Here is a 12,287-nt window from a genome sequence, read left to right on the forward strand (position 1 = left end):
TCAGCTTGCCATCTGAGTGACTTGCTCTCGTGCGGTATGAATACATTGACGCACAACATGAGCGGTATTAGTTCGCTGCCACGCCAATACGACGTGACTCACTAAGGGCATGTCTTCAACCGCGACGACAGCGACATGGTCGCTCAGTTGCGTAGTCAATGACTCAGGTACTAAGGCAATCCCAAACCCCGCTGAAACCATCGCCGTTGCTGAATGCAATTGTGGCGCTAGCGAGGCATTCGATGGCGTCAAGCCCGCCCCTTTTAGGGCATCCACCAAGGCATCATGCAATCCTGGGCCAATATCACGCGGAAATAGAATAATCGGGTCATCGCCCAGTTGTGACAACGTCACTCTTTGTTGCTTGGCAAAAGCATGATTAGCAGGCACCACCAGCTTAAACGGATCAGGAAACAACGGCGTGTGTGCCACGTGTTCGCTGGCATAACATGGTAAGCGTAGAAAGGCGAGATCGACATCCTGTTGGCGCAAGGTTTCCACCAACGCTGGCATGGGTAACTCTATGGGTTGAAAATCAATGTCTGGATGGGCTTGCTGTAACCGCCGAACCAGTTCTAACACGGCTTGGCTCACGACCGTCGAGCTGGCAAATCCAAGCCGCAGTTGATTCCGCTCTCCTCGCGCCACTTGTTTGACCCGCTGTACCGCATGATCTAACTGCGCCAAGATCTTCACCGTATCATCATAAAGCACCTGACCGGCGGGTGTTAACGCCACCCCGCGAGATAAGCGTTCAAATAAAGGCACCCCCACCTCTTGCTCTAGCTTTTTAATTTGCTGGCTCAGTGGTGGTTGCGCAATGCCCAACTTTTCGGCTGCGCGGGTGAAGTGTCGGCACTCTGCCACCGTCACAAAATACCGTAAATACCTTAGCTCCATGACCCTGCCTTTGAGAAATCAATGATATTCAGCATCTTACCACGTTTTTTATGTGCCATATCTTTTCGATATCAAAGCCAACCTTTTTTGTATTGGATGCTATCCACGTCAGCTCGCATCATATCTATAGGTTTCATACAACAAACCGTTTGGTTATCAGAACGGTTGTTAAACACGGTTAACGAGGACGCTTTATGAGCACCCAAACCTGCCACTGTGCCGAGCACATTGCGGCCGCCTACGTTGAGCATCACCAACACACTGGAGAGGGCGAAATCTATCAAACCTCCCTGATGAGTGCCTTGATTGATGGCGTCTACGAAGGCGACACCACTATGGCCGATCTCCTCAAACATGGCGACTTCGGCCTCGGCACATTTAACCAACTCGACGGTGAACTCATCGCCTTTGATAAAACCATATTTCAGCTGCGCGGTGATGGCTCGGCGCGTCATGCCGACCCGGACCAAAAGACCCCCTTTGCGGTCATGACCTTCTTCAAGCCAGAGATCAGCCAGACTTTTGATCACCCCATGTCGCGCCAAGAGCTGCATGATGTCATCGATAGCTTGGTGCCAAGCGACAATATTTTTTGTGCGGTTCGTATCGATGGTGCCTTTGAGCATGTACGCACTCGCACTGTGCCCAAACAAACTCCGCCGTACAAACCCATGCTTGAGGCCATCGCTGCACAACCTGAGTTTCGCTTTGACCATGTCAATGGCGTGATTGCTGGCTTCCGCAGTCCACAATATACCCAAGGGATCAATGTCGCTGGCTATCACGAGCACTTTATCACTGACACACGCCAAGGCGGAGGCCATGTCCAAGACTACGAATTGGCGTGTGGCACCTTGCAAATTGGACGGGTCTCTAAACTGGTCATTGATCTTCCGACCAATGCCAGCTTCCTCGGCGCGAACTTAACGCCGGACAACATACACGCCGCTATCGAACAAGCAGAAAAATAATATCACCTCCCATCGGGAGGCAACCTCACGAGGAGCCCAACATGACTAAAAAAACACAGTGGGACAATGGCGCACAACTGATCGCAAATCACCTAGAACGCCAAGGCGTGGAATACATTTTTGGTATTCCTGGCGCCAAGATTGACCGTCTCTTTGACGCGGTTGAAGACACCAACATTAAGATGATCCCCGTTCGTCACGAGGCGAATGGTGCCTTTATGGCAGGCGTCGTCGGCCGTCTAACCGGCAAGGCGGGTGTGACCATGGTGACCTCTGGCCCTGGCTGTGCCAACTTGGTTACCGGTCTGGCAACCGCAACCTCAGAAGGCGATCCCTTGGTCGCATTAGGGGGCGCAGTGAAACGGGCCGATCAACAAAAACAAACCCACCAAAGCCTTGATACCGTGAGCGTATTCCGCTCCGTCACCAAATACAGCGCCGAGGTTCAAGCCAGCACTGCTGCGTCTGAGATCCTTGCCAATGCCTTCCGCTCAGCAGAAAGCGGCCGCCCCGGCGCAGCTTTTGTCAGTCTGCCCATGGACATTCTCAACGAACCCGTGGAAAGCGATATTCTCGCGCCAACCTTCCCCGCCCAGCCCGGCATGGCAGATACGCGAGCCATCAGCGAGGCAGCCAGTAAAATCAAAGCGGCGAAAAATCCGGTTTTCCTCCTAGGCTTACAAGCCAGTCGTCCCGAGAATGCCGCCGCTATTCGTACTCTGCTTAATCGTACCCAATTACCCGTTCTCGGCACCTATCAGGCGGCAGGTACCGTTGATATTAGCTACTACCAGCGCTTTGCGGGTCGCGTGGGTTTGTTCAACAACCAACCCGGTGATCTATTGCTTGCAGATGCAGATCTTATCATCACCATTGGCTTTAGCCCGATTGAATACGACCCTGAACTTTGGAATACCCAGCACACAGACATCGTTCATATTGATGTCGAGTCTGCGGAAATCGAGCACTACTATCGCCCCAGCGTTGAGCTCGTGGGTCAAATTGAGCCTACCCTGAAAGCACTCACCGAGCAGCTCGATCACCACTGGCTGATGCCGTCTACCACCGTCGATGTGCTCGAAGAAGTCGCCCACCAACGTCAAGCGATTCGGGCTTATAGCCAGTCACACCAAGAGTTTGCTTTGCATCCGTTACACCTAATCAAAGTGATGCAGGATGTGATCACCCCAGACACAACCTTGTGCTTGGACATGGGCAGTTTCCACATTTGGATTGCCCGTTACCTCAACTGCTTCCGTTCCCGTCAATTGTTGGTCTCGAACGGTCAACAAACCATGGGCGTTGCGCTTCCTTGGGGGATCGGTGCTAGCTTGCTCAACCCCGATCGCAAAGTGGTGTCCGTTTCCGGAGACGGTGGGTTTATGCAATCGAGCATGGAGCTTGAGACTGCTGTGCGCCTCAAATGCAACTTGCTACACATTATTTGGGTAGACAACGCCTACAACATGGTTGAGATGCAAGAGGTCAAAAAATATCAGCGCTTTTCCGGGGTGAAATTCGGCCCGATTGATTTTAAGGCCTACGCCGAAGCGTTTGGCGCTAAAGGCTTTGCGGTCACTCGCCAAGAAGAGCTCGCTAGCCAATTGAAACAAGCCATGGATACCGAAGGGCCCGCAGTGATCGCAATTCCTGTTGATTACAGTGACAACTACAAGCTGATGGCCCCTCGTGAGGCCGGCAGTATGGATCCGGTATTCGCCTAATAGATAAGCTAAATAATGGAGATAACTATGAAAGGTATTAATCAAAAAGTGGCATTGATAACCGGTGCTGCAAACGGCATTGGCGCAGCCATTGCCGATCGCCTTTATCAAGAGGGCGCTAAATTGGCCATTGCAGACTGGAACCAAGCAGCATTAAATGACACAGCCGCAAAATACGATAGTGATCGAGTCTTAAAGCTCTCTGTCGACGTATCAGACCCAAAAGCGGTAGAAGCGATGATTCAAGAGGTTGTGTCTCACTTTGGACAGCTAGATATGCTGATCAACAACGCTGGGGTCCACACACCCGGCTCTGTAATTGACGGCACATTGGCTGATTGGGAAAAAATTTCAGGTGTCGATATTGATGGTGTGGTCTTCTGTGCAAAATATGCCATGCCTGAGTTAATTAAAACTAAAGGCTCGATGGTAAACACGGCATCAGTATCAGGCCTAGGCGGTGATTGGGGCGCGGCTTTTTACTGTGCCGCCAAAGGCGCGGTTGTGAACTTGACACGTGCCATGGCACTCGATCACGGCCTTCAAGGCGTGCGCATCAATGCCGTATGTCCGAGCTTAGTGAAAACCAATATGACCAATGGATGGCCTGAGTCGGTTCGAGAAAAATTTAATGAACGTATCGCGCTTGGCCGTCCGGCAGAGCCTAAAGAAGTTGCTTCTGCGGTAGCATTTCTTGTCAGTGACGATGTATCATTTATCTCCGGTGTTAACCTCCCCGTTGATGGAGGCGCTACCGCCTCAGATGGCCAACCAAAAATCGTCTAACTCCTTCCATCCTATTTGTGTAGAACAAGGCAGCATCAAGATTGCTGCCTGTTTAAACCTCACCGCATAAGCTCAGCCATAATAATATTCGAGTCACTTCAAATATTTAGCACATAGGGCTCATTGCTTAAACCAACACATCTCTTAACATGAAGAAACTATCACAACGATAATGGAGTTCACTATGGCAACGACCCCTCGCACGGTAACCTCTCCGAAAAAATTCATCATCGGAACCGGTCTACTGGCCCAATTGCCAGAGAGCATTCAAGACTTTGGTTCTAACGCGTACATTATTTGCGATGAGTTCTTTCTCGATCAGGTGAATCAAACATCGCTTCCAGCCATTGAGCGCACAGAAGGCTTAGCCGCTCATGTCGAGAAATTTCAATACGAATGTACCCAGCAAGAAATCGATCGTAACCTTGGCATCGCCGAACAACAAAAAGCCAATGTCATTGTCGGTATTGGTGGAGGGAAAACCCTAGATTGCGCCAAAGCTGTCGCGTACGAGCGAAAAGTGCCGGTTATTTTATATCCGACCATTGCTTCAACCGATGCCCCCTGTACCGCCTTGTCAGTGATCTACAAACCTGACGGTGAGTTTGATCGCTACTTATTCTTGCCACAAAACCCAGATGCAGTGATTGCCGATACGGGCATTATTGCCAACGCGCCAGCACGCTTCTTTGCGGCAGGCGTAGGTGATGCATTGGCTACCTACTTTGAAGCACGCGCCTGTTATCGTGCTGACGGCGTTAACTTGGTCCAAAAGCGCCCTTCACGCACGGGCCTTGGCCTCGCTCAGCTTTGCTATGAGTTACTCAGCGAAAACATTGATGCCGCCATGGATGCATTAGCCAGTAAAGTCAGCACACCAGCACTGGAACAGATGATCGAAGCAACAATTTATCTAAGTGGTGTGGGCGCAGAAGCTGGCGGTCTTGCCGCCGCGCACGCGGTGAATAATGGAATGACCGCGGTGGCCGATTTGCACCATGCCCAACATGGTGAAAAAGTCGTCTTTGGCTTGCTAACCCAATTGGTACTGGAAAACGCCCCTAAAGAAGAAATTGATAATGTGGTCCGAATTATCAAAACAGCGGGTTTGCCACTCACGCTCGAACAAATGGGACTAAAAACCTTTATTGAAGAAGAGTGGCGTCAAGTTGCGCGCATCGCATGTGCAGACGGTGACACTATGGGCAATATGCCAATGACGGTCAGCGAAGACGATGTCTATCACGCCATGTTAGCCGCGAATAATATGACAAAGCGGTATTCCGCGGCCTAAACACATCAACCAACTGATTCACCAAGCGCCCGTTTTTCCCGGGCGCTTTTTAGTGGCGCACTGTCAATCCACGCGCTGCGAGCGCGCGAGCTGTTAAGCCAGATGAAAATCAATCACAAACAACGGTGGGCGTTCTGGGTAGATTTGCAAAATTAGCGCTTTCAGCTCAGTCAGCGACATTCCTTCTTGTTCAGCATGGCGGGCATTAATGTCCTCAAAAGCAAGCGGAGCAACGCTGTCGATCACAATGTCACACACATAATCATCGGTTTCTAGCTGATGCACCGCGACGCGCGAACCAGGTTGATAGTGACTTTCGGATTCATCGCGAATGGTGATGGTTTTAACACCGGCGGCCACCATGGGCGTTAAGGTGGAAAAAAAGGTGATTTTGGTCGGGGCAGTCATGTTGTTTTCTTCCAAAACTGTGTTGGCCTATAGTGCGATACGATTAAAAAAGCCCGCGAGCACTTGCACGCGGGCTTTCCATGTCTTGTGACGTTACGCCATCATCGGCACCAATACAAGCGTGCCAATAATCACGGTAATTAACCCGCAGATAACTGGTACCGAGGTGCGTTTAACCACCTCAAACGGGCTGAGTTTTGCCATCCCAGATGTCGCCACGATCACTCCCGATACAGGCGAAACCGTGCGGCCTAAATTAGATGCTTGCAACATGGGGATAATCAAAAAGGCTGGGTTAAGCCCCATCTTCGCGGCTAACGAGGGCGCGAGTTCGACAAACGCATAGAAAGGTGCATTGCCCGACCCGGTCGCAATCGCTGCCGCCACAGTGAGCAGGGTTAGCAACATCATCAGCGCGATACCGCCTGCGCCCGCACTTTCCGCTAGGCCCAATAAGTTGTCAATCGCACCAATCGACATCAAGCCTTGGGCAAATACGCCAGCAGCCACCAACAGCATCACGACGCCTTTAAAGGCGTCTGCCATGCCTTCATAGCAAGCATCGAGGTCTTCTAGCGTTCTTCTGCCATCAAATTTCTTGGTCGCAAAGTCCACCAATGCCCCCAAAAAGATCGACAAGACTACGATGGTATAAATATCAAGATATAGCCCCTCAATGGTTTTCCCATTAAATAGGAACACCCCGATAATGGGTAAAAACGGCAACACTGCGTAATAAGCAGGCGCGTGCGTTTCTATCTCAGAGACATCCACACGCTCCATCGGCGTGTTTTCTTTGTTATCCAGATATTTATTCCAAAAGTAAGCCGCGGCGGCCATCACGATGATCGCACAAATAGAGACCGGCAATACGGTTTCGACCGCAAACACATGGAGAGGCAACCCGGATTTTTCCGCCGCAATTACCACATCGCCCGACGTGGGTGACAAGATAATAGCAGCGGGAGATGCACACACCGCGGTGGCAGCAGGACGAGAAATGCCCATCGCGGTCATCATCGGGAACAAGGTGGCCATCAGAAGGACACCTAACCCAGTGGCAGAGCTGACCGCCAGCGACATCAAACAGGCCACGATGTAAGCCGCCACCAGCAGCACATAGGGTGACTTGATCACCGATAGCGGCTTAGAGAACTGTTTCACCACGACGTTGTTGGCACCAATATGCGACATATAGGCAGCAAAGCCGCACAACAACATAATTTGCATCCCGAGGCCACCACCCCGGTATTGCAGCATGTATTTCACGTATTCCAGCGAGTCAGTAAACAGATTCCCCGTTGACGTTAATTTATCCGGCAGCACACTGTGCCCGATTAACCCGGTGATAATCAGTAATAAAATCCCTGCGGTTAGCAAGGTGCTTGCAGCACGATAACCTTTGACAATGAAGTAGCCCACAGCCACTGTTACAACAAGCCCAATGAGCAGTTCTAGCATAATTCACTCCGCCAGATGATAAAGATAAAAGAATGGGATGGAATTTACTCAGCTCACTGTACTAAACCCCTGCCTGTAGCACGACAAGAACCAAACCCTGACTTGATTTAAGACAAATAAAAAGCCGCCTCTCAATAAAAGGCGGCTTGGCGATCACAGTTTGTCTTGATTAGGTTATCGGCTAGTGGTGGAGATCAAAACGGTCAGCATTCATCACTTTCGCCCACGCCGCCACAAAATCGTGTACAAACTTGGCTTGGTTGTCATCTTGCGCGTAAAACTCGGCATAAGCGCGCAAAATTGAATTAGAGCCAAACACTAAGTCGACGCGACTTGCCGTCCACTTCACCGCGCCAGAATCGCGTGCAATGATTTCATAGCGGTTGCGGCCGACGGGTTTCCATTGATACGCCATGTCTGTCAGGTTGACAAAAAAGTCATGACTTAGCTGGCCCACTCGGTCAGTCAGCACGCCTTCCGGCGCAGCGCCATAATTGGTACCCAGTACGCGCATTCCTCCCAGTAGCACCGTCATTTCAGGGGCCGTGAGTCCCATCAATTGGGCACGATCGAGCAGTAACTCTTCAGGCTGGACGGTGTAGTCTTTTTTCAGCCAGTTGCGGAATCCATCTGCAACCGGTTCTAACACCTCAAACGACGCCACATCAGTCTGCTCAAGCGTGGCATCACCACGTCCGGGTGCAAAGGGAACGTCGACGGGGAAGCCAGCCGCTTTCGCCGCTTCTTCAATGCCTTGGTTGCCCGCCAGCACGATGGTGTCGGCCAAACTAATCTGGTGCTTCTGGGCTATATTGCTCAGCACGTTAACCACTTTCGCTAGACGCTCCGGCTCGTTCCCTTGCCAATCTTTTTGCGGCGCTAGGCGGATCCGCGCGCCGTTCGCCCCACCCCGTTTATCGGATTGCCGATAAGTTCGCGCACTATCCCATGCGGTCGTCACTTTCTCTGCCAGTGTCAGATCACTGTTGGCAATATCCGCTTTTACCGCCGCGACGTCATAGTCGGTGCGTCCTGCCGGTACAGGATCTTGCCAAATCAAGTCTTCACTTGGCACATCTGGGCCGATATAGCGCGATTTAGGCCCCATGTCGCGGTGCGTGAGTTTAAACCAAGCTTTAGCAAAGGCATCCGCTAACTGCTCGGGATGTTGATAAAAACGCTCCGCAATGCTGCGATAGGTTGGGTCCATCTTGAGTGCCATGTCGGCATCCGTCATGATGGGATTACGACGAATAGAGGGGTCTTCCACATCGACAGGTTTATCTTCTTCTTTGATGTCGATGGGCTCCCACTGCCACGCGCCTGCTGGGCTTTTCTTCAATTCCCACTCGTAGTTAAACAACAGATAAAAGTAGCCGTTATCCCATTGCGTGGGATGGGTGGTCCACGCCCCTTCAATACCACTGGTGACCGTATCGCGACCAATGCCACGTGCTTGGTGGTTGTTCCATCCTAAGCCTTGCTCTTCAATCGCTGCACCTTCCGGCTCGGGGCCGAGCTGTTCCGCATCACCATTGCCGTGACACTTACCGACAGTATGGCCACCGGCGGTGAGCGCAACCGTTTCTTCATCGTTCATCGCCATACGCTCGAAGGTGACACGCATATCTTGTGCGGTTTTGAGCGGATCCGGATGGCCATCCACCCCTTCTGGGTTGACATAAATCAGCCCCATCATCACCGCTGCCAATGGATTTTCCAGATCGCGTTCACCAGAGTAGCGGCTGTTCTCAGCATCACTTGGCGCCAGCCATTCTTTCTCGGCGCCCCAATAGGTATCTTTCTCAGGGTGCCAAATATCCTCGCGGCCAAATGCAAACCCATAGGGTTTTAAGCCCATCGATTCATACGCCATCGTCCCCGCCAGCAAGATCAAATCTGCCCAGCTAATTTTGTTGCCATATTTTTTCTTAATCGGCCACAACAGGCGGCGGGCCTTATCGAGGTTGGCGTTATCCGGCCATGAGTTTAAAGGCGCAAAACGTTGATTACCGGTGGCACCGCCACCGCGACCGTCAGCAATGCGATAGCTCCCCGCGGAGTGCCATGCCATGCGGATCATCAAGCCGCCATAATGACCCCAATCGGCGGGCCACCAAGACTGACTCTCGGTCAGTAACGCTTTCACGTCCTTTTTTAATGCATCGATATCGAGGGTTTTAAGCGCGGCGTGATAATCGAAATCATCATCAAAGGGGGAGGTTTTACTGTCATGTTGATGAAGAATGTCGAGGTTTAGCGCGTTTGGCCACCAGGTTTTGTGTGCCATCGCTTCCGAGGTTTTGCTGCCGTGCATGACAGGGCACTGACCACCTGACGTTGAGCGTTGTTGAGACATTGCTTTCTCCTTGCTCTTATTGTTCGACAAGCTTTCTTCACAGCGAATCAGCTTGCGCATTGCGTTAATAGGCAATCAGGCGAAGTGCATGATTGTCCCGACTAATACAACGTTAATACGCATGAGACATCCGCGCTAATCTGTTTTGCCAATTACTGTGATTGCTGACACCACAGTTACCAGTCAGCATACGCTTAATGCCACACTGCTAATGCATTGATAAATAGACACGCCATTTCCTAACGCCTTGTGTTGTCATCAAAACACAACGGCAGCATGACTGCGTCAAATCAATGTCAATAAAAAGGCATTATATTTCAGTACTTAAAGGTAGACTCTCATCCCCCAAAGAAGATTATCTTCGTCACCTGATGGAAAATAAAACAAAGCAGACTAGCCTAATTTTGCAGGCAGGATTTTGTTGTTGCCCTAAGCGATTGAAGCTCATTCAATCACGATTCACATTGTCGCAATTAGGAACACAATTATGAACGCTTCAGATGCACAAAACCTGACATCCCAATTTGATACTTGGCTGAATAACCACCAACATTTGGTTTCTAACCAACAGCAACTGCAGCACAGCGCGCTCTTTGCAGTGCCGCGCGATGGCGACAGCACAGTATCAGGTCAAAACACCATCGGTGCCGGTAAAAATGCGCAAACAGAATCGGCGCAAGGTAAGAAATTGGATGATGCTATTAGCGCTGGCAATCACAGTGAAATTGTTCGCTTGCTCACCGAATCTACCGGTAACGCGGTGTCGAGCATTTTAGGCTTAGCTCAAAGCCGCACCGGCTGGAATCCGCTAGATCCAGATAATGACAAGAATGCCGAAGGGTTTCAGGAGTTTGTGAGCTCCATTCTTAAAGTGCCCTTTTTTAATGTCACCCAATCAGAGCGCACCACGGTGCATTACGAAGAAGAGAACTACAACTCTCTGATTGATAAAGTCGTTGGCCTCTATGATGGGATCACCGAGCAAGATGTTCCGCTGATTAAAAACAGTATTGTGAACCTTGCCAAGGCGTGTACTAGCCGAGTGAATACCCAAAACACCAAAACCTTGTTTGTCCAAAACACCATGAACGCGACTGGGACGGACATTGTCGTCGGTATTCAGCAAACCTTTATGATGATGGAGCGCAGTCACAGCTCAGGTAAAGGTGCGCCTAAAGACCAGTACAAAACTGAGATCACTGTAAATGTCATGGAATTGACCTTTAAAGGTGGCCTGTGGAATGAAAGTGCCGCGGAGAAGCTCGCCGATAAATTTGTGAAAAGCTGGGACGACTGGCTGGATGGCACTACAACGCCCGCGTCACCGAGCGCAGACCAAATTCAATTCTGCTTTGGTCCGGCACATCGCGCACGTCAAAAACAAGAAGCGGACGCGATCAAGTAATCACCCTCTGCTCCCTTTATTCAACGAGGGAGTATTGGCCCATCTGTAGGTAACACGGCAAGTCGATTGTTGGCTTGCCGTGTTTAATACGCCCACTTACGGTTTTGTAGTACCACTCGATAACCGTCTAGATCTTCAAAGGTACGCCCGTCTTTATCCCAGTAGCTATTGTAACTCGGTACAGGTTTAAACCCAGCGGCTTCAATTTGTTGACACGCAGTCTGCCACGCAGCGTGATCCGGCAAGTAAAAGACCAACAGGTTTTCCTGTGACGGTGCTGGACCGACATGGGTGCCGCGATGATGGGTGAATTCAAGGTGATAGTTGTGATGTGGGTGACCAATAATGGCACCATCAAAATCATTATGCCCAGAAAACGTCGCCAATAGCTCAAACCCCAGCCCATCACAATACATGTTAGTAATGTCGGCTAAATTGTCAGTGGGTCGTGCCACCCGCATCACGGTGTCTTTATCAATCATTGTGCTGGCTCCTCCGGCTCGCAATTCAATGTTTGCATCATGGTGATAGAGTCTGGGGAAAACCCCAGCGCATGGTAAAACGCCTGCGCATCCTGATTAAACGTCATCACTTCTAGTTTAATCACAGTGGCATGATTATCTTTCGCCCATTGGGTACACGCAGCCATTAACGCTTTGCCCGCGCCGGTTCCACGCGCATCACGGTCAACCACAATGGTATTCACATGACACATGGGATCATCGACCAGATGAGGAATGTGTACAAACGACTCCAGCCTTGCCGACAAAAAGCCAATCACTTTGTTTTGATGCTCTGCCACCCAAAAGTACTTATCCTCTTCTTGCAGCGCTTGCTGCAAAAACGCCCGACCGCTTGGGCCAGGCGTTGCAAACAGATGCGGCGCATGTTGATGGTGCATGTCACCAATTTGTACATTTAGAGCGAAGATGGCATCCAAGTCCTCAACCGAGGCACGTCTCACTTGCATCCTTGTGTC

The 12,287-nt window shown here is 50.7% G+C and carries 11 protein-coding genes; 5 read left to right on the plus strand and 6 right to left on the minus strand.

The features are described from left to right. Nucleotides 1–900 (minus strand): LysR family transcriptional regulator, encoded by a 900-nt coding sequence (locus E8E00_RS07790; protein ID WP_096628027.1) that lies wholly within the window; start codon nt 898–900, stop codon nt 1–3. Between the two features lie 194 nt (nt 901–1,094). Here E8E00_RS07790 and budA point away from each other — a divergent pair, with 194 nt between their 5' ends. The 4 genes from budA to E8E00_RS07810 all read left to right on the plus strand — a co-directional run bounded on the left by budA (nt 1,095) and on the right by E8E00_RS07810 (nt 5,675). Then, nucleotides 1,095–1,871, plus strand: coding sequence for an acetolactate decarboxylase (budA, locus tag E8E00_RS07795; protein WP_069590205.1), 777 nt, complete (start codon nt 1,095–1,097; stop codon nt 1,869–1,871). A gap of 41 nt (nt 1,872–1,912) precedes the next feature. Further along, entirely contained in the window at nt 1,913–3,595 is a 1,683-nt protein-coding gene (gene alsS, locus E8E00_RS07800) for an acetolactate synthase AlsS (RefSeq protein ID WP_069590203.1), read from the plus strand. Between the two features lie 27 nt (nt 3,596–3,622). Then, a complete protein-coding gene (locus E8E00_RS07805; RefSeq protein WP_096628024.1) occupies nt 3,623–4,381 on the plus strand; it encodes an SDR family NAD(P)-dependent oxidoreductase in 759 nt (252 codons plus the stop codon). 184 nt (nt 4,382–4,565) lie between these two features. After that, nucleotides 4,566–5,675: a glycerol dehydrogenase gene (locus E8E00_RS07810; RefSeq protein ID WP_096628021.1), complete on the plus strand. Its 1,110-nt coding sequence runs from the start codon at nt 4,566–4,568 to the stop codon at nt 5,673–5,675. A gap of 93 nt (nt 5,676–5,768) precedes the next feature. Here E8E00_RS07810 and yqfB read toward each other — a convergent pair whose 3' ends face one another. The 3 genes from yqfB to katG all read right to left on the minus strand — a co-directional run bounded on the left by yqfB (nt 5,769) and on the right by katG (nt 9,903). After that, entirely contained in the window at nt 5,769–6,083 is a 315-nt protein-coding gene (gene yqfB / locus E8E00_RS07815; protein WP_069590200.1) for a N(4)-acetylcytidine aminohydrolase, read from the minus strand. Nucleotides 6,084–6,176: 93 nt separating this feature from the next. After that, nucleotides 6,177–7,544, minus strand: coding sequence for an anaerobic C4-dicarboxylate transporter DcuC (gene dcuC / locus E8E00_RS07820; protein WP_096628018.1), 1,368 nt, complete (start codon nt 7,542–7,544; stop codon nt 6,177–6,179). A gap of 181 nt (nt 7,545–7,725) precedes the next feature. Continuing rightward, nucleotides 7,726–9,903 (minus strand): catalase/peroxidase HPI, encoded by a 2,178-nt coding sequence (gene katG, locus E8E00_RS07825; protein WP_136588376.1) that lies wholly within the window; start codon nt 9,901–9,903, stop codon nt 7,726–7,728. 487 nt (nt 9,904–10,390) lie between these two features. On the opposite strand from katG, the gene E8E00_RS07830 reads away from it, so the two are divergent. Next, nucleotides 10,391–11,308, plus strand: a complete 918-nt coding sequence (locus E8E00_RS07830; RefSeq protein WP_077457506.1) for a hypothetical protein — start codon at nt 10,391–10,393, stop codon at nt 11,306–11,308. A gap of 83 nt (nt 11,309–11,391) precedes the next feature. Here the strand turns inward: E8E00_RS07830 and E8E00_RS07835 are convergent, their stop codons facing one another. Next, nucleotides 11,392–11,790, minus strand: a complete 399-nt coding sequence (locus E8E00_RS07835) for a VOC family protein (protein WP_096628015.1) — start codon at nt 11,788–11,790, stop codon at nt 11,392–11,394. Then, entirely contained in the window at nt 11,787–12,278 is a 492-nt protein-coding gene (locus E8E00_RS07840) for a GNAT family N-acetyltransferase (RefSeq protein WP_096628012.1), read from the minus strand. The genes E8E00_RS07835 and E8E00_RS07840 overlap by 4 nt, the downstream gene beginning before the upstream one ends. Nucleotides 12,279–12,287 lie beyond the last annotated feature (9 nt).

The sequence above is a fragment of the Salinivibrio sp. YCSC6 genome (assembly GCF_004916735.1).
GTDB classification, from domain to species: Bacteria; Pseudomonadota; Gammaproteobacteria; order Enterobacterales; family Vibrionaceae; genus Salinivibrio; species Salinivibrio proteolyticus.